We start from the raw sequence: 25,577 nt of genomic DNA, 5'->3' as shown, positions 1-25,577 counted from the left end.
CCGGTAGCCTGATTGCAGGAAAGCCGGATATTCGCCAATCGAATAGGCGGCCGCCGTTGGTTTCGCTGGATAGACTCAGATTGATGCGCCTCTTGGTCCGCATCGCGGAGGCAGGGTCGCTCTCGGGTGTGGCGCGGTCGCCCAGGTTATCGCAGCGACAAGGACGCGTGGCGTCGGGGCAGCCATACCCCGAAGATCGAGCCCTGAGCCGAAACCCGCTTCGCGACCGATCTGCAGGGCGGCCGTATTGTGCAAGCAGCGACCTGATACCCCCATCATTGGGTTCCGCCCCGCGCTCAACACCACCCTTGGCGTGTCGGCCGCGGCCGCTATAGGGCCGCGCCAAGCCTCCGGTGGACCGCGTCTGCGCCACGTCACGGCCTTCCCGGTCGCGCACCACAGCCAGCAGCCGCCGGTATCGGTCTCGGGCGCGAGGCTCGATTGTCACACCCCGCGCTACCAGCACCGCCAGCCGGTCCTGGGCTGCCGCTGCCGAACGCGCCACGCGGGGGCAGGCCCCTCGCATCTCCGGCACGCGGGGATCTCTCGCTCTGACCGAGGACGCCGCTTGATGGCGCTCGCACACAACTTCTCGTCGCGCATGCATTACAGTGTTCCGGTCTGCGTTGTGGAGCACCCGCCCATTACAAGCTATCTCGAGGATACGGCGGCCGCCCGGCCGCCACGCTTGCCCGCCGTGTCAGATGGCACCATCCTTCAGCGCACCAACGAAGGAGCATCCCGATGCGCCGCCGGCCGATGCTAGCCAGCCTGACCGCACCATTGCCCTTCTTCCTCCCCTCCCTCGGTCGAGCCCAGTCCTCTGGCAGCAGGACCTTGCGAGCCACAACCCTGCGGGTGGTGCCGGAGACGCTTACCAACATTTTCGATCCGCATTTCACGACCTCCTTCACCACGCGGGACTTCGCCTACCTCGTTTACGACACGCTCTTTGCGGTGAACGACAAATGGGAGCCGCGGCCCCAGATGGTGGAGACCTGGGAGCGCTCCCCGGACGGGCGGGACTGGCGATTCACGCTGCGAGACGGCCTCGCCTTCCACGACGGCAGCCCTGTCACCTCCGAGGACGTTGTCGCCAGCCTGCGCCGCTGGGGCGCGCGCGACGCGCTCGGCGGAATGCTCCTTCGCGCGGCAAAGGCGCTCGAGCCGCTGGATGCGGCCACTTTTCGACTGCGCCTTTCCCAGCCCTTCGGCTTGGTCCTGCAGGCGTTGGCGAAGCCCGGTGCCATGGTGCCAATGATCATGCCGAAGCGCCTGGCCGAAACCCCGCCCAGCCGTCCCGTGACGGAGCCCATCGGCTCCGGGCCATACCGCTTCCTGGCGACTGAGTACCGGCCAGGCGATCGCATTGTGCTGGTGAGGAACGAGGCGTACCGCCCGCGGTCAGAGCCCTCCGTCTGGGCTTCGGGTGGCAAGCGTCCGACGTTCGAGCGGATGGAACTGATCTCCATGCCCGACGTCTCGAGCCAGGTGAGCGCCCTGCTGACCGGAGAGGTGGACTACCTAGAGCGCCTGCCCGCCGATGTCCTGCCCATCCTGGAGCGGAACCGGACGGTGCGCGTGCAGGTCGTCTCGCCTTACGGCTATCAGGGAATCCTGCGCTTCAACCACAGCCAGCCCCCCTTCGACGATGTGCGGGTGCGACGTGCGGTGATGACCGCGGTGAACCAGGCCGAATACCTCCCTGGCGTCGCCGGCCGAGCGGAGTATGGCCGCATCTGCACATCCATGTACGGCTGCGGGACGCCATATGAGACCAATGTCGGGATGCCCTCCGCACCCGACCTTGAAGCAGCGCGCCGCGCCTTACGGGAAACCGGCGCTGATTTGTCCCGGCCCATCGTTATTCTACATCCCGCCGATGCGCCTGGTATCGCCGCGCTCGGCCTTGTCACCCAGGATCTGCTCACGAGGCTTGGCTTCAACGTCGACCTGCAGGCTATGGACCTGAACACATTCTTTGCCCGACGCGCACGGCCGGAGGGCTGGAACGTCTTCCACACCACCAACACCGTGCCCGACATGCAGACACCGGTGCAGAACGTGTACATGGAGGCGGCCGGCCCGCCATCAGGCTTTGCGGGCTGGCCGAAGGACGAGGCGGTGCAGGCAGGCCGCGTCGAGTTCGCAGCTGCCTCGGAGGAGGCTGCGCGCAGACGGATCGCGGATGAAGTGCACCGGCATGCAGCGGAGGCTGGCTTCTACATGCCGCTCGGCCAGTTCGTCGCCGCCTCCGCATGGCGTGCGGAACTCTCCGACGTACCGACGGGGCCGGCCATGTTCCTCTGGAACATCAGGCGTGAGCGATGAGAGCTATGCTCTCCCTTTCCGACTACCTGGACCTTGTCCCGAAGGTGGAGCTGCACTGCCACATCGCTGGCGCCGTGCGCGCGACGACGCTCGTGGAGATGGCCACTGCGAACGGTGTGCATCTGCCACGCCCGGCCGAGACCCTCTACCGGTGGCAGGACTTCTACGGCTTCCTTGAGGTGCTGCGCCTCGGCGCATTGGCCGTTAAGCGGCGCGAGGACTTCTCGCGCATCGCATACGAATGCGTCGAGGACATGCACCGCCATGGAAATGTCCGACACGTCGAGATCTTCTTCAATCCGCACTACTACACACCTAACGGCGCGACTTACCCGCTAGTGGTGGATGGCCTGGCGGAGGGGCTGGAACACGCGGAGCGCGATTTTGGCGTTTCGTCGCTGATGATCGCCTGCATAGACCGCTCCGTCTGCCTGCCGTCCGAGGCGCTGCAAATGCTGGACTGGATGGCCGAGTACCCGCACCCACGCGTGGTGGGCATTGGCCTCGACGGCGCGGAGCGCGCCGGCCCGCCGCTCGTCTGGCTCGAGGCCTGGCGCCGCGCAGGCCGCGCCGGCTATCGCCGGACCGCCCACGTCTGCGAGGACAACCAGACCCTGTTCGAAGGTCCGCCGCAGCACATCACCCATTGCCGCGACGCGCTGGGCTGCGACCGCCTAGACCACGGCTACAATATGCTCGCTGATCCCGATATCACTGCCCGCATGGCGCGGGACGGCACGCCTTTCACCATGGCCTGCTGGTCCTCCATTCCGCCCAACCGGGCGCCTCGGCGCGACCGCATCCAACGTATGTTCTCGGCTGGACTGAACATCGTGCTTGGCACTGATGACCCCACTATGTTCGAGACAAACATGGGCCATTGCTGGCGCACCGTCTTTCAGCACACCGGCTGGGGCGTGGCAGAGGCACGGCAGCTGAGCTTGGCTGGGGTACAGGCAAGCTGGCTACCCGAGGAACAGAGGTCGGCACTGCATGCGGAGTTCACTGAAGCGCTGGACAGATTGGGAGCAGCACTAGACCCAAATGATCGAACGCTGGATCTCTCTGTGGAGCGGTCACGGGCGCCGATGCCGCGGGATGCTGGCCGCTGACCTCTTTCGGTGAGCCACGCCACCTTAGCCTCCACGATGGCCCTGGCACGGTAAGCTACGAAGCTTGGATCATTCGATTTTTCGGCCAACGGCGCAAAGGGGCTTGCCAGCGCACGACGCAGCAAGATGTCGCGCTCGCTCTTTGGTCATCCTTTCGAAACAGCGGTGATCGATCCTCAGCGCGGCCGCACTGTCCAGGACGCGGCTTAACGGCCACCCCCGGACCTGTGCCAGTCAGTCAACACCATCCTTGGCGTCGGCCGCGGCCGTAGTAGGGCCGAGCCAGTCCTTCGGTGATCAGCGTCTGCGCAACGTCTCGGCCTTCCCGGTCGCGCACCACGGCCAACAGCCGCCGGTATCGGTCGCGGCCCCGAGGCTCAATCTCCACACCCTGCGCGACCAGAACTGCCAGCCGGTTCCTGGCCACCTGAGCCAAGCGCACCTCGCGGGGGCATTGCCCACGCATCTCCGGCGCGTCGAGACCGATCAAACGAATGCGTTCGGCCCCGCAGCGAAGCGTATCACCGTCGCTCGCCTGACAACGCAGACCTCGGGCGCCTGCTGGAGCCGTTCCGAGGAGGAGGACAGCGGTGAAGGCAACGAAGAGGTGAACTCCGCGCCGCCAAAAGCCCGAAGCTTTACCCATGAGGAAAATATGCATCAAACGAGAGTTCATTGCCCTTGGCGCGCTGGCCATATGGCATGTGTGTGATTGCCGCGTGCCGCGGTGGCTGACTACCATTGCGTGACCGGCGCCCGCAGACGTCCGGCCCGCAGCGGAGGACGTGCGCCAATGCCCAGATTTTCTCTCTTCGCGGGGTTGGCCGCCCTGCTAACGGCCCTTGGTCTCGGTACACCAGCCTGGAGCCAGATGCCCGCCCCAACGCCTGTCCAGTCGCCGACAGGGGCGCCGGCCTCCGATGCGGGGCCGCTGACCATCGCCCGGCAGGGATCGTTTTTCGTCGGCGGGCGGACACTGCGCTCGGACACGCTATCCACCGTACCCGCTTATGCTGCCAGCGGCACCATCACCGTGGACCAAGTTTACGTCCGCTTCCAGGAGCCGGTGGACATGGCGGGCCGCCGACCGCTGGTGCTCGTCCATGGCTGCTGCCTGACCGGCAAGACCTGGGAAACCACACCCGATGGCCGTATGGGCTGGGACGAGTTCCTGTTGCGCCGCGGCCACCCGATCTATGTCGTGGACCAAGCTTGGCGCGGTCGCTCGGCGGCGCACCCCACCACGATCAACGCCGTGCGCACTGGTCGTGCCGCAGCGGACACCCTGCCGACCGTCTTCGCCGCAGGGCAGGAGGACGCATGGACGATCTTCCGCTTCGGCCCGCGCCATTCAGACACCTTCCCAGGCCTGCTGTTCCCGACGGAGGCACTGGAGGAATTCTGGAAGCAGATGGTGCCCGACTGGAACCTGGCGGTGCCGACACCGCACCCCTCTGTGGTCGGACTTTCGGAGTTGGCGCGGCGGCTGGACGGGGCAGTGCTGATCAGCCACTCGCAGTCCGGGATACATCCCTTCCAGGCTGCGGCGATGCGACGCGAAGGGATTGCGGGGATCGTCTCAATTGAGCCCGGAGCCTGCCCGGCGGCGGACGGGGACATGACCCCTTATGCTGGCCTGCCGGTGCTGGTGCTGTGGGGCGACTTCGTCGAGGAATCGTCGCGCTGGGCACCCCGCCTGAGCGCATGCCGCGACTTCGCCCGCGCCGCCAACGCCCAGGGCGGCAAGGTCGAGATCGCGGTGCTGCCGGAGATGGGGATCCGCGGCAACTCGCACATGTTGATGCAGGACCGGAATTCGCTGGAGTTGGCTGGCTGGCTGGCCGACTGGATCGCGCGCTCGGTTGGGCCACGCGGCTGACGGCATGACAGCGCACCGCGCGTCGGTCCTGGGTGCAGTCCGTCCGTAGGCGGGCGACACCTGCACGCAAAGCAGCCCCTGCGTCGGGCCTCGCGGAGGCACTTGCTCCTTCACCCAATCGGGCCGGAAGCAGGACCTGCCACGCTGACCTGCGAGCCGCTCCTGCGCACACGCTGCTTTGACACGGGGGCGTGGTCTTTCGAGACGGTGGCCGGCCTGAAAGTCGGGATCGTCTCCAACTCCTCCGCCATCTGCGGCGCCAGCGTGGCGAGGTCGTAGACCGCTTGCACGCGCAGCCAGACATGCGGGTCCATGCCGGTCAGCTTGCCGAGCCGCAGCGCCATCGCCGGCGAGATGGCGATGCGCCCGTTCCTCAGCTTGTAGAGCAGCTGATAGGACAGGCCCATCATCGCCGCGGCCTGGGGCAGGGTCAGGCCAAGCGGCGGCAGCACATCCTCCACCCTGGATGGCGTCGCTCCTCCATCTCAGGAGGCGAGGGGGGCCCAGCCGGGCAGGAAGTCGGCGCGCTGCAGCGGGCTGAGGATCACCGCGCGTTCGACTGTGGTGCTCCCATCAGGACCGAAGTGGGTCACGCTGCCGATGGCGAAGTCTTCGTAGATCGCGCTCGCGCCGCCAAACAGCCATTCGCGATGCACCGCACCCACATCCTCAGGGATCTCGGCACGTCCGATCAGACGCCGGTGCCCGTCCTCGTCCACGTAGAACTTCATCAGTCCCTCCGCATGACCTGGGAGGGGTAGCAGAGGTGACCGGGCGCAACATCCGTGCGACCTCGCATCATCGGCGCTTCAAGCGCCACCCCTCAGCTTCCAGACCGCTCGAACCCGGACAACAGCGCTTCGGTCACACCTTCGCGCGTCACTCCATCCCCTTGACCAGGATGATGGGCGGCCGCTCGGGACGTCAGAGAGCGTGGGAAGAGAAGCGAAGGTGCGTCCCAATCGCTGCCTGTCCACAAGGCGGCTGATCTCGAACGATCCTGGGGAAAGGGCGCGCAGCCCGCCACCAGAGCAACACACACCGTCAGCCACCGCATCGTGATCTGCCCCCGAACTGCGCGGGCCGGCTCATGCCTGCCGCGGAATGGCAGGGACCTTATCGCTCGGGAGATCCTTATGCCACGACGTTCTCAGTTGCAGGGCGAGGGCACGAACAAAGGTGACCCAGCGACCGCGTAAGATTCGTTATGGAAAAACTTATGGCGTTTTCCAAGCATAATCAACATCTTATAGCTTGCGCGCAGGGTCCGGATCAAGTTTCGAAGGAGGCAAATTCCGGGCGAAACCTGGGTCTCTGCGCTGAGGGCATCCCCGCTTGGCCTGCCGCTGCTGGTCCGCGCCCGTTCCGGAGCGGGTGGCACGTTCATCAGACCTTGCTGCAAGGTCTTGAACGGAAAAGAAGATAAACCATCAACAATTCGGCTGAACGCTCAGCCCAAAGACGCAGCCGCCCATTCCCGAAGGCGACCATGACCAAAAGCCCTTATGAGATCCTGGGCGTCAAGCCTGAGGCGACAGAAGCGCAGATCCGCAGCGCATACCGCCGCTTGGCCCGGCAGCTGCACCCGGACCTCAACCCTGGGGACCGCAGTTCCGAAGAGCGCTTCAAGGAGGTTTCCGCGGCCTATGATCTGCTGGGAGATGCCGAGAAGCGGGCCCGCTTCGACCGCGGCGAGATCGATGCCTCCGGCGTCGAGCGGCCGCAGCCGACATACTCCTATCGGGATTTCACAAGCCGCACCGGCGCAGACCGAAATCCCTATGCCAGCGATGCCGGCTTCGCCGATATGATGGATTCAGACGAGCTGCTCGCTGAACTGTTTGGCCGCAGCGGCACCCGCATGCGAGCGCGCGGCGGGGACCACTACGGGCGTCTGACGCTGGATTTCCTGGAGGCAGTCAATGGCACAGCGAAGCGGTTGACTCTGCCCGACGGGTCTATCGTGGACGTCACTGTGCCGCCCGGAACGCGCGACGGCCAAGTGCTCCGCTTGCGCGGCAAGGGCGGTGCCGGGCTTGGCGGCGGGCGGCCGGGCGACTTGCTCGTTGAGGTCGAGGTCGGACCGCACCATCACTTCGTCCGAAAGGGCGACGACATCCATTTTGAACTTCCGATCAACCTCAGGGAGGCAGTGCTCGGCGGCCGTGTCGAGACACCGACCCCGGCTGGCACTGTCGTCGTCTCAGTTCCTAAGCACTCCAATACCGGTTCCGTGCTCCGGCTGAAGGGCCGAGGCGTGCCTCGGCCCGATGGCTCGTACGGTGATGCCTACGTGACGCTGCGTGTCGTACTGCCCGACCGGCCAGATCCGGAACTTGAAGCATTCGCCTCTCGCTGGGAGGCAGGCAAGACCCACAATCCGCGCGCAGGCATGGAGGAATAAGTGTACGGACACCGCGAATTCCTGCTTCGCGCACAGCTCGATACCGCATCGCTCGACGCCTGGATCGCAGCCGGATGGCTGGCGCCACGGCAGGCCGGGCCGCAGCATACGTTTTCCGAGATCGACCTCTCACGCGCCTGCCTGATCCGCGACCTACGGGAGAGCATGGGGGTCAATGACGAAGGTATCGACGTGGTGCTCGGCCTGCTCGACCAAGTGTACGGACTACGGGACCTACTGGGCAGGCTGAGTGTGGCACTGCGGGCGCTGCCCGAGCCTCTGCGGCAGGAGATCTTGATGCAGATCCAGGACAGGCCGGAGGAGGTGGCAAAGCGCGGGGCCGGAGATCCTCCGCTTGATGCGGGCTGAACCCCCTGACTCTGGACGCCCCGAAGAACCCGGCGCAAGCAAGGGTGCCGCCTGTTCTTAACCACACGCCATGAGGCGCACACGCCTGCCGCAAGGGGGAGGCAGGACTTGTCATCTATGCTCTTGGTCACCGGCCGCGCAGCGCGCTCACAGCAGCCAGCGGCGGATCAGCGCTTGTGCAGGGTACCGGCAGCTCAGGCGCGCCAGCCGCAAGGGCATGTCGTCGCTCCACTTCCAGTGGGGCCAAACGGGCTCAGCGACCACGGCCGCCTGCCTCAGCCGGCGCACACGCTCCCCGAAACTTGGATGGGTCCGAAGCAAGCGGACCCATCCCGCTCCGCGGGTGGCCAGCCTCTCCCAGTCGTCGCCTTGCAACCGATGAAGGCGTGTCAGGGCCGCCGCAAGTCCAAGCGGGTCGCCAGTCAGCTCCACCGCCCCTGCGTCGGCAAGGAACTCGCGCTGCCGGGAGAGCGACAGCGACATCAGATCACCGGCCAGCGGAGCGCCCAGCAGCAGCAGAATGGCCTCCACCGGCGGTACGAGGCCCATCGAGAGCGCCTTTGGGGCCCACAGAGCGAGCATCAGCAGTCCAACCCACACCATGGCCTTTGTGAGGGACGCCGCAGCGATCGCAAGGCGCATCACTGCCACGTCACCGTGATGGATATGCGCAATCTCGTGGGCCAGCACGGCTCCGAGTTCGCGCGACGGCAGCGCGCGAAGAAGCCCGCTCGTGACAGCAATGACAGGTTCCTGGCGCGTTCCGGCCGCCATGGCCTGCAGCATGCGAGAGGGGATCAGATAAAGCGTCGGCAGCGTCATGAGATCCGCGCGTCGCGTCAGCTCTGCCAAGCCCTGATAGACCTCCGGCGCCTGCTCGGACGTCAGCCGAATGGCGCCGAACGCATGGCGGAACAGAAGGTCTCCCGGCACCAGCGGGTCAAACAGGAGGAACAGCCCCGCCAGGCATGCCGCGTACACCAGACCTTCCGGCCCGGCCACGACGAAGCCAGTCAGGCTGGCCAGCAGCACGAGGCCGAAAATCAGCAGCGCCGACTGCAGCTGATTCAGCCGGCGCTGGCGCGCCAGGACTAGACGGTCCAGACGCTGTATCGCCCCCTGCCGCCGGCCAGAAGGCCCGACCAAGCGCATGCTAGACCTCGCGCGAGTGCGGGTGGGACGACCCGCGGCCGATGACCGCGGGTCAGGGACGGAGGCCGCCCCAGCCATTTCCGGCTGACCCAGCAGTCCTGCACGGCGCCTCACCGTGCCGCGCGGCGCGGCCATTCATGGGCCCGCTCCGGCCGCCGGCAGACCCTGCAGCGGGAAGAGGATACGCAGGAGCAGCGAGGCTGCCAGGAGACCCGCCGCCTGATCCCAAGCGGTCAGTCCTTCCTCGGAGGGCAGCTGGTCGCACAAAATGGCCTCATACACGCTGAAGAGCGCCGCCCAGCCCAACATCTCGGCGGCAAGTTGCGGCATCAGGTCCGGGGGCGCGAACGAGGCAGCGCAGAGACAGGCTGCGGCCACCAAGCCGAACATCACCAGGCGGTTTAGGTTCGGATCTCCCGGCCTTTGTCCACGCCCAGCTCCGCCCTGCCCCGGCCAACCCCAGTCCCGCGGATCAAGGCTGTACATGCCGTCACCTCCATGATTCTCGGGGTTCAAGCCGCAAGCCCGGAGCCGGGATTGAACCTTCGTGCGGGCGCGGCACGCAGGCTACTCCCCGTCGGCCGAAGACTGGCTCGTGCGGGGTCAGCACCCTCCAGCATCCGCCGTGCGGCGAGCACCTCCTCCAGTCGCGACGGTTCGCCGCCGTCCGGCATCCCTTCGGTCTGAGCCGTCTCGATCAATCGGGCATCCCACTCCCAGCGCGCCAGGATCTCGCGCTTCTGCGCGCGTGTCAGGCGTGTATGCGTGGCCACCTGCAACGGATCCCTGAACACCGCCGCTGGATCAAGCAGCACGAGGTCGATATCGACCTCATCGGCATCGCCCTGCGCCAGGTTCGGCGAGACGGCCGCGCGGCCGTCCCAGCTCCAGGGCAAGAAAGGATCCGGCCAAGCGGCGTTCACTGCCACGGGCATCGCGAGCCGCCGGCAAGCGTCGTTGGCCGGCAATGGCTCGGAGACCTCGAGCCGGATCCCCTGGCGGCGCGCATAGTCTTCTGCCGACTGCCGGGTTGGGAAGCGCAACGTCAGGGTTTCGAGCGGATCACCGCCGCCCCACCAGCCCATCAACTCGTCTATGCGGCCGCGCCAGCGAGGCCGGAAGCGCAGCACCCATTCTTCCCCGCGAAGGCCACGCGCGGCCCCGGTCGGTCCACAGCGTCGGCTGAGCACCGCAGCAGCGCCTGCCAAGTGGCTCAGCGGCATGCAGCACGGCGATGGTAGCGCCGTGCGCTCAAGCACGTCACTCATAGAGATCACCTCTCATCCGCAAGGGACGGCGGCGTGCGCCGCCGTCCCCAGCGCGCGTCACGCGGCCTGACTCCCCGTCCGTTGCTGACGCTCCGGCCCGCCATCGCGGGCGCCGATCTCGATACGGCGCGGCCGCATGGCCTCGGGCACCTCGCGGCGGAGGTTGATTGTCAGCAGCCCATCGGAGAGGCTCGCGCCCACCACCTTCACATGATCCGCCAAATCGAAGCGACGCTCGAAAGCGCGGGCCGCGATGCCGCGGTGAAGTATCTGGCGCTGGCCGTTGTCGTTCGTGCCGTCACCACTCCGCTCCCGCGGCACGCCAACAACCATGAGCATGTTGTGTTCGGCCGTTACCGTTAGTTCGTCGGGATGGAAGCCGGCTACGGCGAGCGTGACGCGATACTCGTCCTCGCCTAAGCGCTCAATGTCGTAGGGCGGTTGGTTCTCAAGACGCTCAAGCCGTGCCGCACTCCGCAGCCCATCCAGCATGCGGTCGAAGCCCACTGTCGAACGGAACAGGGGGCTGAAGTCGAACTCGGTCCTCATTTCCACATCCTCCTTCCGAAGCAACATGGACACGAGCGGCGCCAAGCCGTCTCACCGGCCACCGGGCGCCGGTCACTGGGCCCCGATCGGGCTCCCAGCGCATTTTTGTCTAGGTGCGCGATCAGGGGACTTCAAGCCCCACGCTTCCGGGTTGGACGCGGTACGTGGGGCCACGGAAACGCGGGGGGAGCGAGAAGAGCCGGCACCCAGAGAGGCGGTGCCCACGCGAAGGAGAAGAGCAAGGCGATCGTGGCGGCGAGTGTGGTCACGCTGGCCTAGTGGAGGTTTCCGGCAAGCCGCTCGACTTGCACGTCACCCTCACCGGGCATCAAGGGGTAGGTAGGCAAGCCCAGCGCCATGAAGAATGCCCAGGCAGATCAGCATCCACCCAGCCGAACGCGCCAGCAGCTCGATGACGTCGCCCTGCAGCCCCGGTCGGCGTCGGCGCTGTCGCCCCTTGTCCTTCAGATGCTGGGGCCTCACTGCGCTGAACTTCATCCAATCCCCTATCATGACCGCACTCTCCAAAAATCAGGCGGAGCGGGCTTGGGCTTTAGGCCGCCGATGCCGTCGCGCTTCGCTGCCGCCAAGGCTCTGTGTGAAAGGTCATCGGTCGGCCGAGAGCGTCATCCGGCATTCGCTCATATCGCGGGGCCGTGGCCATGGCCGCGAGCGGCGGAAGAGTGGGACCCGGAGGGCGCGACCGCACCGGGCAAGGTGGAGGATCGTCATCCTCCTCGGGCCGCCCCTTGCGCAGGCGCCGATCACGCCACGCATGCCAGGTTGCTCGTCCGCGACGGGGATAGGCATGGCGCGGCCGGCTCGGCCCGTCGTCCTGAACTGGCACTGCCGTCCCATCGAGGGACTTCAGGGCCTCCAGGATTTCTCGCACATAGACCACAGCACCGCTGTCCAGCATCCGCGAGGAGGGGGAGTCGTGCGGAGCGCGGCTGTCGCAGGCCCAGGACGCCAGGACCTCGCGCTTTTCAGCAGGGGTAAGGGCGGGATCCTCCACCACCTGTCGTGGGTCCGTGTAGCGAGCGGCCGCTTCGCGGCTTGTGAGCGGCGCCGTGGGAGGGCCGCAACTCGCTGACAAGGGTTGCTTGCCAATCTCTGGATGTCTGGCTTCCTCACATTCGTTCATCGGCAGTTCCCTCAAGAATCACCGTGGACCGAAGGCTTCGGCGCCCGTCGAGATATTTTCGGAGACGGCGTGTTCAAGGGGGTGGAACCCCTTGGCCAACCATCTCCCGCTTGCACGGCCCGGCCAACAGGAAAAGGCCGCAGCCCCCATAACGGCGTGACGGGCCAATCAAGAGGGTCAGGGAGGGAAAGCGCAGAGTTTTTCTTTTAGATTCATTATCTTAGGATGGCTGCTGCGCGCAGTCACAAGAGGTCAACTCGTGCTGAGCCTCTCTGTGGCGGTGACCTCGGCGTCGGGCCACTACGTCGCCCGGATCGCGCGGGCGCCTCAAGGCCCCACTCTCATTCATCGCAGCGCTCGCCAAGACCCCAAGCTCAGACGGCGTGGCACCCGGTGCCTTGCGCGGTTATCACCGCTGTCTGCCCGGCCCACCAAAGCCGGCCGGCCACTTGCCACACCTCCCCGGCGCCTCCTCCTGGCTCTGATGCACCTTCCGGCAAGACGGAGCGCCGACGCACACCTGACGTCCGACGCTCCCGCCTTCCCCGTTGGCGGCACCCTATTCGGCGCGGATCCCGGCGGCACGGATGGTCTCGCCCCACGCCCGCCGGTCACGGGCAATCGTGCGGGCGAAGGTCTGAGGATCTTCGTAGTTCGGTGCCAGCCCGCTGTCGATGAGGCGCCGGCTGAGCACCGGATCGTTCAGCGCGGTGCGGATCGCCTCCGCCCAGCGCGCGATCGCTTCTTCCGGCATGCCGCGCGGCCCGCAAACGCCAAACCACCCGATCACCTCCAGTCCTGGCACGATGTCGGGTAGCCGCGGGGCATCGGGAAACTCGGGCCAGCCGGCGCGGTCCGCCATCGCGAGCAGCCGCAGCTGGCCGCCCTGGATCTGGCGAATGACGTCACCGAGGTTGGTGATGAGGATGTCCGCCCGGCCCGCAATCACGTCCACCGCTGCAGGAGCTGCGCCACGATAAGGCACGTGGACTAGGTCGATCCCAGCCATGCGCTTCAGCCGCTCAGATGAGAGATGCTGCGCCTGACCATAGCCAGCACTTGCATAGGTCAGGGCACCGGGCCGCGCCTTTGCCGCGGCAATTAACTCTTGCAGCGTGCGATACGGGCTATTGGCACCGGTCACGACTACGTACGAGGAGCGCGCGGCATTTGCGACCGGAACCAAGTCCTGCCGGACATCGATCGGCAGGTGCATGCCCGGCATCTCAGGGCTGATCGTCATTGGCCCCATTGGGCACAGCAGCACCTGCGAGCCGTCGGCCGGTCCACGCGCAACGAACTCCGCGGCGATGAAGCCGTTCGCCCCGGTGCGGTTGTCCACGACCCCGCGTTGCCCGAAGCTCGCTCCGACCCCCTCGGCGACGACCCGTGCGGTGATGTCCGTCGTTCCGCCTGGCGCATAACCGACGACGATGCGCGCAGGCCTGTCCGAAGGCTGCGCGAATGCCACGCCAGAGGCAAGCAAAGCCGCCCCAAGCCATGCAGCAATCGGTCGCTTGTTCATCCCGTTTTCCTCCTCTTTCGGAGCGTCACTCCACGCGGATCTGGCCAACGCGGATGGTCTCGCCCCACATCGCTCGGTCCGCGGCGATGGTGCGCGCGAAGCGCTCCGGCTCCTCGAAGCGCAGCGTCAGGCCATTATCCACGAGGCGCTGGCGGAGCACCGGGTCGGCGAAACCCGAACGCAAGGCATCGACCCACCGCGCGATCGCCTCCTCCGGCATCCCGCGTGGCCCGCAAAGGCCGAACCAGCCGCTGACGGCGTAACCTGGCAGCGCATCGGACACCTGCCCCACATCGGTGAAACGGGGTGATCCAATGCCGTCCGCAAAGGACAGCAGCCGCAGCCCCTCGCCCAGCTGCGCCGTCACGTCGCCAAGATTGGTGATGATCATGTCCGCCCGGCCGGCGGCGACGTCCAGCACGCCCGGCGCCGCCCCGCGATACGGCACGTGCACAAGGTCCAGCCGTCCCATCTGCGCGAAGCGCGCGCCGGAGAGGTGCGACACCGCGCCGATCCCCGCGCTCGCATAGCTGAGGGTGCCGGGCCGCGCACGCGCCGCAGCGACCACCTCTGCCACGGAGCGATACGGTGAACGCGCGGACACCACCATCACCTGCGTCGAGTGCACCAGGTTCGCGATCGGCACGAGGTCGCGCGACGGGTCGATCGGCATCTGGGCGCCCGGCAGCTCGGGCGTGATGGTCAACAACCCGGTCGAGCACTGCACGACGGTATGCCCGTCCGCCGGGCTGCGGGCCGCCTCGGCGGCGGCGATGAAGCCGTTTGCGCCAGTTCGGATCTCCACCACTGGCCGCTGGCCGAAGGTGCCGGCCACGGCCTCGGCCGTCAGGCGGTTGACGATGTCACTGGTGCCACCCGCAGCGAAGCCACCCAGAATGCGCACGGGTCGGTCCGGGAAGGCGGTCGCGGGCGTCGCAGCGACAGTTGCAGCCGCCAGGGCTGCGAAGAGGATGCGTGTCATTTTCTTGTTTCCTCCCTCGTCCTCGCGGCCCTTCAAGGCCGCATTTGCAAGCGTGACGGCACGGGCTGGCGCAGCGGATCAGCCATGCGAGCGAACTCGCACAGAAGTGGGCGCGTCTCCCGCGGGTCGATGATCTCCTCGACCCAGAAGGTCTCGGCGGTGCGGAACGGCGAGCGGAGCTGGTTCAACCGCTCCTCGATCTCCGCGAGCTTGGCCGCCCCGTCTTCCGCCGCGTCGATCTCGGCGCGATAGGCAGCCTCGATGCCGCCCTCCAGCGGCAGCGAGCCCCAGCGCGCAGACAGCCAGGCGTAACGGAGCGAGAGCCTGTTCGCCGGCTGGTGCGCTGCGCCTGCCACGCCGAAGGCGTTGCGCACGATGACGGTGCACCAGGGCACGGTCGCCTGGTTCATCGCCGCCATGGCACGCACCCCGTGGCGGATGGTGGCGTTGCGCTCGGCCTCCAGCCCCACCATGAAGCCCGGACAGTCCATCAGGTAGACCACCGGAAGGTGGAAGGTCTCCGCGAGATCGATAAAGCGCACCGCCTTCTGGCAGGCGTCGAAGGTCCAGGAACCGCCATAGAAGAAGGGGTCACTCGCCATCACGGCAACCGCCCGGCCCTCCAGGCGCGCGAGCCCCGTGATCAGCGAACGGCCGAACAGCCTGCCCATCTCGAAGAAGGACCCACGATCGACCACGCTTTCGATGATCGGGCGCATCTGGTAGACGCGGCGCCGGTCGCGCGGAACCGCGTTCATCAGCTTGTCGTCGCGCCGCTCCGGATCGTCCTCGCAAGGCAGCACCGGGGAAACGTCGTGCACGGAGGACGGCAGGTAGGACAGGAAGCGGCGCGCCGCGTCGAATGCCTCCTCCTCCGTCTCCACCGCATGGTCCACGGCGCCAGCCTTGCACTGGGTCTCCCAGCCGCCCAGCTCCTCCTTCGTCACCGGCTTGCCGAGGCGCGACACGACGGGCGGGCCGGCCACGAACATGGCGGATTTTTTGGTCATGACGGAGAAGTGACTGGCCGCGAGCCGCGCCGCGCCGAGGCCCGCGACGGAGCCGAGGCCGAGCCCGACCACCGGCACGGCCGACAGGTTCAGGGTCGTGTAGTTGAACAGGCCCGTGCCGCCGACACCGCCCGGAAGGTTCGCGCGGCCCGTCGTCTCGATCGTCTTCACCGAGCCGCCACCGCCCGAGCCCTCGATGATGCGGATGATAGGCAGCCGGAACTCGTTGGCCATCCGCTCGGCCATCAGCGGCTTTTCGCGGATGGTGGCGTCGGCGGAGCCGCCGCGCACCGTGAAGTCGTCTCCCACCAGCACCACGCGGCGACCGTCCAGCGTCGCGCGTCCCCAGACGCAGTTCGAGGGCGTGAGTTCGACCAGCTGACCCTTGTCGTCGTAGCTCGCCTTGCCCGCGATCGCTCCGACCTCGTGGAAGGAACCTGGATCGGCAAGCTTCTCGATCCGCTCGCGCACGGTCAGGCGGCCCGCGTCGTGCTGACGCCGCACCTTGTCCGGGCCGCCCATCTCGCGGGCGAAAGCTTCGCGCTGTCGCAGTTCCTCCAGCTCAGGCTGCCAGGTCAGGGGCTTGGTTTCGGCGGGCTTCTCAGGACGGTCAAGCACGACGCACCCCCCGCAGCGCGGCCAGGAGCGCCACGCCCAGCGCAGCCTTCACCGCGGTTCCCGGTAGAAAGGGCAGAAACCCAACGGCGACCGCACGATCGAACCCAATCAGCAAACCGAGCCAGACAATGCCACAGGCAAAGAGCACCGCATGCCCGGCGAGGAAGGTCGCCACCGAACGCAGCGAGCCGCGCGCCCAGCCCTGAGCCGCCAGCCAGCCCGCCAGGGCCGCGGCGGGAATGAAGCCGATCAGGAAGCCGCCGGTTGGACCAGCCAGCACCGCCGGTCCGGAGCGGAAGCCGGCGAAGACCGGCAATCCAGCCACCCCCTCGACGAGGTAGAGCAGCACCGTGGCGGCTCCGAGGCGTGGGCCGTAGGCGATGCCGACGAGCAGCACGACCAGGCTCTGCATCGTCATTGGCACCGGCTGCATCGGTACCTGGATCTGCGCCGAGGCGGCGATCGCCAAGCTCCCACCCAGCGCGAGAAGCGCAAGGCGGAGGATATCTGTTGCACGGCGGACAATCATGCGGGGGTCTCCATGGTTCAGGCTGCACTGCGCGCGGCGGCGGCCTCGCGCGCGCGGAAGGATTCGAGGAACGCGGTATTCACGCCGCCCGACCGCATTTCCGGCGCGCGGAGCGCCCGGGCGAGAAAGGCGGCGTTCAGGCGAACACCTTCCGCAGAGCAGGATTCCAGCGCCGTGGTGAGGCGTTCCAGCGCTTCGGCCCGCGTCGGCGCATGAGCGATGACCTTCGCGATCATGGGGTCGTAGAAGGGCGTCAGCGTGTCGCCGGACCGCACGCCGGTGTCGACGCGCAAGCCCGGGCTTGGCTCGGGCAGGCGAAGCGTGGTGAGGCAGCCGGGCGAAGGAAGGAAGTTGCGGGCCGGATCCTCGGCACAGAGCCGTGCCTCGATGGCGTGCCCGTCTAGCCGCACCTGATCCTGAGCCAGCGGCAAGGGCTCGCCGGCCGCGATGCGAAGCTGCCATTCCACCAGATCGAGGCCCGTGACCATCTCGGTGACGGGATGTTCGACCTGAAGCCGCGTGTTCATCTCGATGAACCAGATCCGATCGGCGCTGAGCGGCTGCGAGCCGTCGGCGACGAACTCCACCGTGCCGGCGCCGACATAGCCCACTTCCCGGGCAAGCGCCGTCGCACGTCGGCCAAGTTCGCCGCGCAGTGCGGGGTCCATTCCCGGCGCCGGCGCCTCCTCGAGAAGCTTCTGGTTGCGCCGCTGCGGAGAGCAGTCGCGCTCGCCGAGGTGGATCACCTCCCCGGCGGCATCGGCGAAGATCTGCACCTCGATATGCCGCGCGCTGGCGACGAACTTCTCGAGCAGCACCGCCGTGTTCCCGAACGCGGCCGCCTCGCGTTGGGCGGCAGCGAGAGCAGCGGGAAAGGCGTCCGCCGTCTCGACCCGGCGCATGCCGCGCCCCCCGCCCCCCGCGACAGCCTTGATCATCACCGGAAACCCGATGCGCGCCGCTTCTGTCGCGAGACGTTCGGGCGACTGGTCGGCACCGTCGTAGCCCGGCAGCGCCGGCACGCCGGCCCGGTGCGCCACGGCTTTGGCGGCGGCCTTGCCCCCCATCGCGCGGATCGCGGCGGCGGGCGGGCCGATGAACACCAGCCCGGCCGCGGCGCAGGCATCGGCGAAGTCGGCATTCTCGCTGAGAAAGCCGTATCCCGGATGCACGGCACGCGCGCCGGACCGCTGCGCGGCTTCAAGGATCGCCGGGATGGAAAGGTAGCTCTCCAGCGGCCGCGGTGGCCCAATGCGCTCCGCCGCGTCGGCGGCGGCGACATGCATCGCTGTGGCATCCGCGTCGGAATACACCGCGACCGTCCTGACACCCAGGCGTCGGCAGCTGGCGGCAATGCGGCAGGCGATCTCGCCTCGGTTCGCGATGAGGACGGGCCCGATCACGTTACGCCTCAAGGGTCGCAACAGCCTGCCCTTCCTCGACCTGCTCGCCCTCGCCGACGAGGACAGAGATGACCGTGCCGTCCGCCGGGGCCAGGACCGGAATCTCCATCTTCATGGACTCCAGGATCACAATCGTATCGCCCTCAGCGACACGCGCCCCCAAGGCGGCCTCGACCTTCCAGACGGCGGCCGCGAGTTCGGCGACGACGGTGATCTCGGCCATGATGCTTCCTCCAAGGCGTTAAATCTGTTATCACAAATTCGCCGCCTTGCGCGTCCTTTGTCAAGGCGTGGAGAAAGGAAGCCAACCGTGGATGCCGAGCGTCAGTCGCCCGGCGGCGAACGCCTCGCCGCGCGCGTGCACCAGTGGCTGCGACAGGAACTCATGCGAAGTCGATTCCGGCCCGGCGAGAAGCTGAAGCTGCGCGACCTCGCAGAGGAACTTGGCGTGAGCCTCACCCCCGTGCGCGAGGCCCTCGCGCGGCTGGTGAGCGAGAATGCGCTCGAGCAGGTGGACCACCGCTCGGCCCGTGTGCCGCTCCTCTCCGATGAACGGCTGAACGAGGTCTGCGAACTTCGCATGGAGCTGGAGGGAAAGGCCGCGGAACGCGCGGCGGAACGGGCCTCCCCGGCGGACGCGGACCGGCTCGCTGGCATCCATGCTCGTATGTCGGAGGCGCGGCTGGCGGGCCGCGCGCCCGAGATGCTGATCGAAAACGAACGCTTTCACATGGAACTCTGCAACCTCGCCGACATGCCTGTGCTGCAGCAGATCGTGGAAGGCCTCTGGCTGCGCTGCGGCCCCTTGAACTTCGCGCTGCTCCACATGCGCTTCCTGCACCGGCCCGAGGAGCATCCTCACAACGAGATCATCCGTGCCCTGCGCGCCCGTGATGGGGCTCTCGCGCGCCTGGCGGTCCAGCGGGACATCGCTGTCTACTCGCAGGCCATCCTCCGCCGCCTTCCGGAGATCAACGCGGCGCGGAAGGGTTGACAGCCCCAGGCGCGGCCAAAATAGTGATCACAAATTTTTTGGCCGCTGTCCACCCGGACAGGGCCTGGAGGATTCTGCCCGATGCCGCGTGCCAGTGACGCTCCCCTGCCGCTTGCCCATCTAAGGGTGATGGAGGCCGGCGGAGGCGTCGCCCTGGCCTATGCCGGCAAGCTCTTTGCCGATTTCGGCGCAACCGTCGTGAAGCTCGAGCCGCCCGGGGGCGACCCGCTCCGCCAGGCGCCACCGCTCATCGAAACCGGGGCCGGTGCGCAATCCGCTCTGTTTGCCTGGCTCAACACCAATAAGCAAAGCGTCACCCATGCGCCGGAGGCTGGGCAGTTCGACGTGCTGCTCGACTCGCGGCCCGTCGGGCAACGCAGCGCCGAAGCGCCGATCACCGCGCTCATCTCCTGGTTCGGCGAGAATGGTCCCTATGCCAGCTTCGCAGCCACGGACACCACCTGCCGCGCCCTGGCGGGTGTCGTCGCCGGGACTGGCCCTGCCGAAGGTCCACCCTCCATGCTGGGCGGGATCGCCGGGGAGGCGGTGGGCGGCATCGCTACGTTCAACGCCGTCGCCGCCGCGCTGCTCTCCGGCGCGCCGCGACGGCTCGAGGTCAGCATTCACGAGGCCAACGTCGCCATCGCAGAGTACCAAGCGACCCAGGGCCTGACGCACCCCGAGGTGGACCGGCGCCACGGCGTGAACCGCTTCGCGCCAACCAGCCCGCTCGGCGTCTATCGCTGCAAGGAGGGGTGGCTCGGCATTACCATCGTGACGCCTGCGCAGTTCCGCACCTTCTGCGACATGATCGGCGCGCCCGAGCTGGGGCGCGACCCGCGCTTTGTGATGGGGATCGACCGCCTGCGCTTCGCCGACGAGTTGGAAGCCCTCTTCGCGCCCCGCCTTACGGAGCGCACCGCCGAGGAATGGTTCGCCGAGGCGCTGGAACGCCGCCTTCCCTTCGCCGTGGTCCCCGACATCGCGCGGCTGCTCGCTACCCCGACGCACCGGGCGCGGGATGCCTTCGGCACCGTGCGCATCGGCACGGCCGAATTCGAAGGCCCGACGATTCCCCAGCGCCTGACGCGCACGCCCCCTCTGGCGGGGGGTCGCGCGCCACTTCCCGGTGAGCACAATGGGAAACCCCTCCCCGCCCGCCCACCCTCTCCGCCACAGCGCACGGGCGGGCTGCCGCTCGCTGGGCTGCGGGTGGTGGACCTGTCCATGGGCTGGGCTGGGCCAATCTGCACGCGCCAGCTCGCCGATCTCGGCGCCGAGGTGGTGAAGGTCGAGGCGCTGCAATACCCGGATTGGTGGCGGGGCGTGGACCCGCGCGACGCCTTCTTCGCCGAGCGCCAGTATGAGAAGGACATCCGCTTCTGCGTTTTGAACCGCAACAAGGCTGGGATCACGCTTGATCTCTCCTCGCCCGATGGCGCGGCGCTGCTCCGGCGGCTGGTGCGCGACGCCGACGCGGTGGTGGAAAACTACGCGCGCGAGGTGCTTCCGAAGCTGGGCCTCGACTATGCCGTCCTGTCGCAGGAGCGTCCGGACCTCGTGATGGTCTCCATGCCGGCCTTCGGGAGCACCGGCCCATGGCGCGACGCGCGTGCCTATGGTTCGACGCTGGAGCACGCCTCCGGCCTTCCAAGCGTCTCCGGCGAGGCCCATTGGCCACCGACCACGAACCAGCTGGCCTATGGCGACCCCATCGGTGGGCTGAACGCCGCGGCCGCAGTGCTTGCCGCCTTGTTGCATCGGGCTCGCACCGGGGAAGGCCAGCATATCGACCTCGCGCAGGTCGAGTGCATGTTCCCCCTGGTCGCACCCTGGATCGTGGCGCAATCGGCAACCGGGTCTCCCGGACCGCGCCTCGGCAACCGGCATCCGCAACACGTGCCGCATGGCTGCTTCCCCTGCATTGGGGGGGACTGGGTCGCCGTGGCAGTGACCGACGATGCGGCTTGGCAAGGCCTGTGCCGCGCCCTGGGCCGCAGCGACCTCGCCTCCGACACGAGCCTTGCGGCCGCTGAAGGGCGCCGTGCGCGCGAAGCGGAACTCGAAGCGGCGCTCGCGGCCTGGACGCGCGGGCGCGGCGCTGATGCCGCGATGGCGGCCCTGCAGGCTGCAGGCGTTGCCTCTGGCGCCGTTCGCTGGCCGACACGCCTCTACGACGACCCCCACCTCGTCGCGCGCGGCTTCTGGCAGGCGACCGACCGCGCTTGGCTTGGCCCGCATCGCCAGCCTTCGGCACCATTCCGGGAGGCCGGCGCCCCCCCCTATGCCGTTCGCCGCCCGGCCCCGACCCTCGGGGAGGACAACGCTGCAGTGCTGGGTGGTCTACTGGGCCTGCCACCCGCAGAACTTGCGCGACTGGAAGAGGCGCAAGTCATCGGAACGGAGGCCATCCCAGTTTCGCAGCGGAAGGTACGCGCCGCCGTGGCTTGAGAACGCGTCGAGCGGCCGGAAACGAGGCCGCGAACAGGGAGGAAGCAAAGCAATGACCATCAGCATCGGCCGTCGCGCGCTCGCCAGCGGCATCGCTGCCCTGCCTGCCGCCGCCATCGCGCAGGACATGGCTTGGCCAAACAAGCCACTTCGCATTGTCTATCCCTTCGCACCAGGCGGCGGGGATTTCCTCGCCCGCGCGATCGCGGAGAGGCTACGCGAGAGCCTGGGCCAGAGCGTGGTGGTGGAGAACCGCCCTGGTGCGAACACCATGATTGCGGCGGAGCACGTCGCTCGGTCGGACAAGGATGGATATACAATCGGATGGGTCGCGACTTCGACCCTCGTGATGAATCCCAACCTCTACCCCAACATTACCTACGGGTTGGACGACTTCGCAACGCTCCGGATGGCCTACCGCGCACCCGTCGCCTTCGCCGTGAGCGCACAGCTCCCCATCCGCACAGTCCAGGAGGCCCTCGCACACATGCGCGCCAAGCCCGGCGAGGGTGTGGGCAGCGTCGGCAACGGCAGCTCGCCGCATGTCTTCATCGAGATGATGGCGGGCCTGACAGGCATAACGATCGAGAGCGTCGCGTATCGCGGCGAAGCGCCGATCGTCTCCGACCTCATGACGGGGCGGGTTCCCTTCTATGCTGGCTCCACCAATTCGCTCCTCCCGCACCTTGAGGGCGGCCGCTTCCGCATCCTTGCCGTGTCCTCCCCCGAGCGCCTGCCGGCATTGCCGAACGTGCCGACCTTCCGCGAGACGGTGCATGCCGACTTGGTGATGCGCTATTGGCACGGGCTGGTTCTGCCTGCGGGCGTGCCGCAACCGATCCGCGCGCGCCTCGCCGATGCGCTCGGCGTCGCCCTTCGTTCCGACTTCCTGCGCCAGCGCGCGACGCCGGATATGGAGCTGGCGAACGTTGCGCTGGAAGACTTCACTGCCCTGATCCGGGACGAGCAGGTGCGCTACGGCCGGGTCATCCGCGAACGCAACATCACGGTGCAAAGCTGAACGCGATGAAGATCACGGACATCACCCTGACGCTCTTCACGTGGAAGGGTCTTCCTGCCATCAGCTACGGAGCGCATGCGGCCGGCGGCGGCGAGTCGAAGCTGGGCCTCCTCGCCATCGAAACCGACGCAGGCGTGACAGGCCATGCCTTTCTCGGCAGCGCGACCAACGGGGCAGACACCGAAGCAGCGGCGCTGATTCGCACGCTGAAACCCATGATGCTTGGGGAAGATCCGTTCGCTCGCGAAAAGCTGAATCTGAAGCTCTGGAGTCGCCTCCGACAGACCTCGACCCGCGCCATCGGCGCCATCGACATCGCACTCTGGGATATCGCCGGCAAGGCGCTCGGCGTGCCGGTCTGGAAGCTGATCGGAAAGGTCCGAGACGCAATCCCCGCCTACGCGAGTTCGGCTGTCCTTCCTTCAGCATCCGCCTATGCCGAGGAAGCGGTCCGCATCAAGGAAGCCGGGTGGGCGGCCTACAAGATCCACCCGCCACAGCGCCTCGCGGACGATATCGCGGCCTGCGCCGCTGTCCGCCGCGCCGTTGGCGACGACTATCGCGTCATGCTGGACTCGACGTGGGGCTACGATTTCCCGACCGCATTGCGCGTCGGACGAGCCATCGAAGAGATGAGCTTCTATTGGTACGAGGATCCTTTGCACGACCAGGACGTCTACAACTACGTCAAGCTGCGCCAGACGCTCCGTATTCCCATCATGGCGACAGAGTATCCGATGACCGGGCTTGAGAGCTATCCAGTCTGGCTCATGAACCACGCGACCGACTACCTGCGCGGCGATGTGACAGTGAAGGGCGGGCTGACCACCTGCCTCAAGACGGCGCATTTGGCCCAGGCGTTTCGCATGAACTATGAGATCCACCACGGCGGGAACTCGCTGAACAACCTCGCAAACCTTCACCTCGCGATGTGCATTCCGAACACTGAGTTTTTCGAGGTGCTGCTCCCGGAAGAGGCGCAGAAGTATGGCTTGCTGGAGGAGATCGAGATCGACGCGGATGGCATGGTGCGCGCGCCCGAGAAGCCGGGTCTTGGAGCCGAGATCGATTTCGGTCTCATCCAGCGCAATGAGATCGCGGTGCTACGCTAAGCCAAGCAAGAGGGAGCACAGCTCAACCCTCCATCCGTTCATCGTCGTGGGCGTGCGCTACGGGCCTGGAGTTGCAGGAAGTAGTGAAGGCAGCTCTCCACCTTCAGGGCTACGAGCCTGTGGCGTAGCCCTGAAGGAGCTCGCACAATAAGGCCGCGTCCAGAACGAAACGGTCGGATGTTCGTCCGGCCTCAACTCAGGCAGAGTTGGAGCATGCACATGAATCCGCCGCTGCCGACGGTCCACCTCGGCCGCTGCCCTTCTCAAGCACTGGTGGAGAAGTTCCACGGCACTCAGTCCGCGCATCGTTGCAGAACGATGCGCGGCCTGGGCCACGCTCGACCGCCGCATCAAGCCGCTGGATCCGACCAATGCGGCCCTCTTGGGCCCCGACGAGGCCTCGCCGGCCGACGGGGGCGCCATGTTTGGCACGCTGGTGCAGGCCGAGCCGGGCGACGTGCTCATGGTGGCTTGCGGCCCCTCAGGGGGATAGCGGTGTTGGGCGTCCTCGTCGCGATCGGGTTCCTCCCATGACGAACACTCGGACGGCGCGGTCAGGAGGCTCGTCGTGATACGGGACCGCACAGCCCAGGAAGCACGCCTTCTGGCCGCGAAGCGCTTGGTGGAGGACGTCCTGATCCCAGCCGAGGCCGAGATGGACCAGACGGATGAGGTGCCTGCTCCCGTCCTGGCCGCGATCCGGGAGGCTGGTCTTTTCGGCATCTCGATCCCCGATAGCTTCGGTGGCCTGGGCCTGACCATGGAGGAGGAGGCCGAGCTGATGCTGGTGCTCGGCCACTCCGCCCCCGCGTACCGGTCGCGATATGCCCTGAACAGCGGCGGCGCCGCGCAGATCCTGCTGCATGCGGGCAGTGAGGCCCAGCAGGCGCGATGGCTGCCCTCCATGGCCAGCGGCGAGATCGTAGCCGCTTTCTGTCTGTCGGAGCAGGAAGCGGGTTCGGACGCTGCCTCGCTGCGCAGCGAGGCACGACCCGATGGTTCGGGAGGCTGGGTACTGCAAGGCAGCAAGCGCTGGGTGACGAACGCACCTGAAGCTGGGCTCTTCCTGGTCATGGCCCGTACGGGAGACGCCATCAGCGCCTTCGCCGTGCCGGCCGGTGTGCCGGGGCTCACCGTTCTGCCCACACAACGCAAAATGGGGCTGCGTGGGATGCATGTGGCGGACCTTCGCTTCGATGGCGTGCGCCTGCCCGGCGACGCGCTGGTTGGTCCGGCCGGAGCCGGCCTGAGGTCGGCGCTTGCTGGCCTGGACAAGGTGCGGCTGCACTTGGCCGCACTCTGCGCAGGCCTGTCCGAGCGGATGATCAGCGATGGCGTACATCATGCTGCGCAGCGGCAGCAGTTCGGGCGCCCTCTGCACGAGCACCAAATGGTCGCGGCGATGTTGGCAGACAGCGCGACAGAGGCATTGGCCGCGCGTTGCATGGCGCTCGAACTTGCACGGAAGCGTGACGAAGGGAGGCTCGCCCCAGGCGAGGCGGCGGCGGCGAAGCTCTTCGCGACCGAGGCCCTCGGTCGCGTCGCCGACCGGATGCTGCAGCTACACGGAGGGGAGGGCTACATGGAAGGGTCGGCGATCGAGCGGCTTTACCGGGACGCTCGACTGTTCCGCATCCTTGATGGCACTTCGGAGGTCCAGCGCATCGTCGTTTCTCGTTGGGCGATACACGCTCAGGGGTGAGGCGCAGGGACGCGCTCAAGGC

General features: G+C 67.3%; 23 protein-coding genes. 10 read left to right on the top strand and 13 right to left on the bottom strand.

Features of this window, described 5'->3' with window-relative positions:
• Positions 1 to 837 precede the first annotated feature (837 nt).
• Positions 838 to 2,331: an ABC transporter substrate-binding protein gene (locus JTJ31_RS15335; protein ID WP_207539601.1), complete on the top strand. Its 1,494-nt coding sequence runs from the start codon at positions 838 to 840 to the stop codon at positions 2,329 to 2,331.
• Complete coding sequence (add, locus tag JTJ31_RS15330) at positions 2,328 to 3,443, top strand: adenosine deaminase (RefSeq protein ID WP_207539600.1); 1,116 nt, start codon at positions 2,328 to 2,330, stop codon at positions 3,441 to 3,443. Before JTJ31_RS15335 ends, add begins: the two co-directional genes overlap by 4 nt.
• A gap of 238 nt (positions 3,444 to 3,681) precedes the next feature.
• Here the strand turns inward: add and JTJ31_RS15325 are convergent, their stop codons facing one another.
• Positions 3,682 to 4,104: a thermonuclease family protein gene (locus tag JTJ31_RS15325; RefSeq protein ID WP_207539599.1), complete on the bottom strand. Its 423-nt coding sequence runs from the start codon at positions 4,102 to 4,104 to the stop codon at positions 3,682 to 3,684.
• A 210-nt stretch (positions 4,105 to 4,314) separates the two neighbouring features.
• Between JTJ31_RS15325 and JTJ31_RS15320 the strand changes: the two genes are divergently transcribed.
• Positions 4,315 to 5,322: an alpha/beta hydrolase family protein gene (locus JTJ31_RS15320; RefSeq protein WP_207539598.1), complete on the top strand. Its 1,008-nt coding sequence runs from the start codon at positions 4,315 to 4,317 to the stop codon at positions 5,320 to 5,322.
• 110 nt (positions 5,323 to 5,432) lie between these two features.
• Here the strand turns inward: JTJ31_RS15320 and JTJ31_RS15315 are convergent, their stop codons facing one another.
• Positions 5,433 to 5,783, bottom strand: coding sequence for a HigA family addiction module antitoxin (locus tag JTJ31_RS15315; RefSeq protein ID WP_207539597.1), 351 nt, complete (start codon positions 5,781 to 5,783; stop codon positions 5,433 to 5,435).
• 24 nt (positions 5,784 to 5,807) lie between these two features.
• Positions 5,808 to 6,053 (bottom strand): hypothetical protein, encoded by a 246-nt coding sequence (locus JTJ31_RS15310; protein WP_207539596.1) that lies wholly within the window; start codon positions 6,051 to 6,053, stop codon positions 5,808 to 5,810.
• A 758-nt stretch (positions 6,054 to 6,811) separates the two neighbouring features.
• Here JTJ31_RS15310 and JTJ31_RS15305 point away from each other — a divergent pair.
• Together JTJ31_RS15305 and JTJ31_RS15300 are read left to right on the top strand one after the other, a co-directional pair.
• Entirely contained in the window at positions 6,812 to 7,726 is a 915-nt protein-coding gene (locus tag JTJ31_RS15305) for a DnaJ C-terminal domain-containing protein (protein ID WP_207539595.1), read from the top strand.
• Positions 7,727 to 8,095: a chaperone modulator CbpM gene (locus JTJ31_RS15300; RefSeq protein WP_207539594.1), complete on the top strand. Its 369-nt coding sequence runs from the start codon at positions 7,727 to 7,729 to the stop codon at positions 8,093 to 8,095. It abuts the gene before it with no gap.
• 147 nt (positions 8,096 to 8,242) lie between these two features.
• Here the strand turns inward: JTJ31_RS15300 and JTJ31_RS15295 are convergent, their stop codons facing one another.
• The 10 genes from JTJ31_RS15295 to JTJ31_RS15250 form a co-directional block, all read right to left on the bottom strand.
• Positions 8,243 to 9,247: a M48 family metalloprotease gene (locus JTJ31_RS15295; RefSeq protein WP_207539593.1), complete on the bottom strand. Its 1,005-nt coding sequence runs from the start codon at positions 9,245 to 9,247 to the stop codon at positions 8,243 to 8,245.
• 135 nt (positions 9,248 to 9,382) lie between these two features.
• Positions 9,383 to 9,640, bottom strand: a complete 258-nt coding sequence (locus JTJ31_RS15290; protein ID WP_207539592.1) for a hypothetical protein — start codon at positions 9,638 to 9,640, stop codon at positions 9,383 to 9,385.
• 119 nt (positions 9,641 to 9,759) lie between these two features.
• Complete coding sequence (locus JTJ31_RS15285) at positions 9,760 to 10,377, bottom strand: NADH dehydrogenase ubiquinone Fe-S protein 4 (protein ID WP_207539591.1); 618 nt, start codon at positions 10,375 to 10,377, stop codon at positions 9,760 to 9,762.
• Between the two features lie 195 nt (positions 10,378 to 10,572).
• Positions 10,573 to 11,064, bottom strand: coding sequence for an Hsp20 family protein (locus tag JTJ31_RS15280; protein WP_207539590.1), 492 nt, complete (start codon positions 11,062 to 11,064; stop codon positions 10,573 to 10,575).
• Between the two features lie 1,703 nt (positions 11,065 to 12,767).
• Complete coding sequence (locus JTJ31_RS15275; protein WP_207539589.1) at positions 12,768 to 13,733, bottom strand: Bug family tripartite tricarboxylate transporter substrate binding protein; 966 nt, start codon at positions 13,731 to 13,733, stop codon at positions 12,768 to 12,770.
• Between the two features lie 25 nt (positions 13,734 to 13,758).
• Positions 13,759 to 14,715: a Bug family tripartite tricarboxylate transporter substrate binding protein gene (locus JTJ31_RS15270; RefSeq protein ID WP_207539588.1), complete on the bottom strand. Its 957-nt coding sequence runs from the start codon at positions 14,713 to 14,715 to the stop codon at positions 13,759 to 13,761.
• A 32-nt stretch (positions 14,716 to 14,747) separates the two neighbouring features.
• Positions 14,748 to 16,343 carry an acyl-CoA carboxylase subunit beta gene (locus JTJ31_RS15265; RefSeq protein ID WP_328805755.1) on the bottom strand — a complete coding sequence of 532 codons (1,596 nt, stop codon included), beginning with the start codon at positions 16,341 to 16,343 and terminating at the stop codon, positions 14,748 to 14,750.
• Complete coding sequence (locus JTJ31_RS15260) at positions 16,336 to 16,872, bottom strand: biotin transporter BioY (RefSeq protein ID WP_207539587.1); 537 nt, start codon at positions 16,870 to 16,872, stop codon at positions 16,336 to 16,338. Before JTJ31_RS15260 ends, JTJ31_RS15265 begins: the two co-directional genes overlap by 8 nt.
• Before the next feature lie 17 nt (positions 16,873 to 16,889).
• On the bottom strand, positions 16,890 to 18,275 hold the full coding sequence (locus JTJ31_RS15255) for an acetyl-CoA carboxylase biotin carboxylase subunit (RefSeq protein WP_207539586.1): 1,386 nt from the start codon (positions 18,273 to 18,275) through the stop codon (positions 16,890 to 16,892).
• Between the two features lies 1 nt (position 18,276).
• Positions 18,277 to 18,498 carry a biotin/lipoyl-binding carrier protein gene (locus JTJ31_RS15250; protein ID WP_207539585.1) on the bottom strand — a complete coding sequence of 74 codons (222 nt, stop codon included), beginning with the start codon at positions 18,496 to 18,498 and terminating at the stop codon, positions 18,277 to 18,279.
• Between the two features lie 87 nt (positions 18,499 to 18,585).
• On the opposite strand from JTJ31_RS15250, the gene JTJ31_RS15245 reads away from it, so the two are divergent.
• The 5 genes from JTJ31_RS15245 to JTJ31_RS15225 all read left to right on the top strand — a co-directional run bounded on the left by JTJ31_RS15245 (position 18,586) and on the right by JTJ31_RS15225 (position 25,555).
• Positions 18,586 to 19,269, top strand: a complete 684-nt coding sequence (locus JTJ31_RS15245) for a GntR family transcriptional regulator (protein WP_207539584.1) — start codon at positions 18,586 to 18,588, stop codon at positions 19,267 to 19,269.
• A gap of 81 nt (positions 19,270 to 19,350) precedes the next feature.
• A complete protein-coding gene (locus tag JTJ31_RS15240; protein ID WP_207539583.1) occupies positions 19,351 to 21,720 on the top strand; it encodes a CaiB/BaiF CoA transferase family protein in 2,370 nt (789 codons plus the stop codon).
• Between the two features lie 52 nt (positions 21,721 to 21,772).
• On the top strand, positions 21,773 to 22,741 hold the full coding sequence (locus tag JTJ31_RS15235) for a Bug family tripartite tricarboxylate transporter substrate binding protein (protein ID WP_207539582.1): 969 nt from the start codon (positions 21,773 to 21,775) through the stop codon (positions 22,739 to 22,741).
• Positions 22,742 to 22,746: 5 nt separating this feature from the next.
• On the top strand, positions 22,747 to 23,853 hold the full coding sequence (locus tag JTJ31_RS15230) for an enolase C-terminal domain-like protein (RefSeq protein WP_207539581.1): 1,107 nt from the start codon (positions 22,747 to 22,749) through the stop codon (positions 23,851 to 23,853).
• A 568-nt stretch (positions 23,854 to 24,421) separates the two neighbouring features.
• Entirely contained in the window at positions 24,422 to 25,555 is a 1,134-nt protein-coding gene (locus JTJ31_RS15225) for an acyl-CoA dehydrogenase family protein (protein WP_328805754.1), read from the top strand.
• The last annotated feature ends 22 nt before the right edge of the window (positions 25,556 to 25,577 follow it).

The sequence above is a fragment of the Sabulicella rubraurantiaca genome (assembly GCF_017355885.1).
Lineage (GTDB): Bacteria > Pseudomonadota > Alphaproteobacteria > Acetobacterales > Acetobacteraceae > Roseococcus > Roseococcus rubraurantiacus.
Note: the sequence above shows the minus strand (reverse complement) of the source record. Positions and strands in the feature narration are given on the sequence as shown.

What these genes read in the sequence shown, in the direction of transcription:
- JTJ31_RS15250 (WP_207539585.1), bottom strand. Translation starts at nt 18,498, where the DNA reads ATGGCCGAGATCACCGTCGTCGCCGAACTCGCGGCCGCCGTCTGGAAG.
- JTJ31_RS15275 (WP_207539589.1), bottom strand. Translation starts at nt 13,733, where the DNA reads ATGAACAAGCGACCGATTGCTGCATGGCTTGGGGCGGCTTTGCTTGCC.
- JTJ31_RS15240 (WP_207539583.1), top strand. Translation starts at nt 19,351, where the DNA reads ATGCCGCGTGCCAGTGACGCTCCCCTGCCGCTTGCCCATCTAAGGGTG.
- JTJ31_RS15325 (WP_207539599.1), bottom strand. Translation starts at nt 4,104, where the DNA reads ATGCATATTTTCCTCATGGGTAAAGCTTCGGGCTTTTGGCGGCGCGGA.
- add (WP_207539600.1), top strand. Translation starts at nt 2,328, where the DNA reads ATGAGAGCTATGCTCTCCCTTTCCGACTACCTGGACCTTGTCCCGAAG.
- JTJ31_RS15260 (WP_207539587.1), bottom strand. Translation starts at nt 16,872, where the DNA reads ATGATTGTCCGCCGTGCAACAGATATCCTCCGCCTTGCGCTTCTCGCG.
- JTJ31_RS15305 (WP_207539595.1), top strand. Translation starts at nt 6,812, where the DNA reads ATGACCAAAAGCCCTTATGAGATCCTGGGCGTCAAGCCTGAGGCGACA.
- JTJ31_RS15280 (WP_207539590.1), bottom strand. Translation starts at nt 11,064, where the DNA reads ATGAGGACCGAGTTCGACTTCAGCCCCCTGTTCCGTTCGACAGTGGGC.
- JTJ31_RS15230 (WP_207539581.1), top strand. Translation starts at nt 22,747, where the DNA reads ATGAAGATCACGGACATCACCCTGACGCTCTTCACGTGGAAGGGTCTT.
- JTJ31_RS15310 (WP_207539596.1), bottom strand. Translation starts at nt 6,053, where the DNA reads ATGAAGTTCTACGTGGACGAGGACGGGCACCGGCGTCTGATCGGACGT.
- JTJ31_RS15295 (WP_207539593.1), bottom strand. Translation starts at nt 9,247, where the DNA reads ATGCGCTTGGTCGGGCCTTCTGGCCGGCGGCAGGGGGCGATACAGCGT.
- JTJ31_RS15320 (WP_207539598.1), top strand. Translation starts at nt 4,315, where the DNA reads ATGCCCGCCCCAACGCCTGTCCAGTCGCCGACAGGGGCGCCGGCCTCC.
- JTJ31_RS15270 (WP_207539588.1), bottom strand. Translation starts at nt 14,715, where the DNA reads ATGACACGCATCCTCTTCGCAGCCCTGGCGGCTGCAACTGTCGCTGCG.
- JTJ31_RS15235 (WP_207539582.1), top strand. Translation starts at nt 21,773, where the DNA reads ATGACCATCAGCATCGGCCGTCGCGCGCTCGCCAGCGGCATCGCTGCC.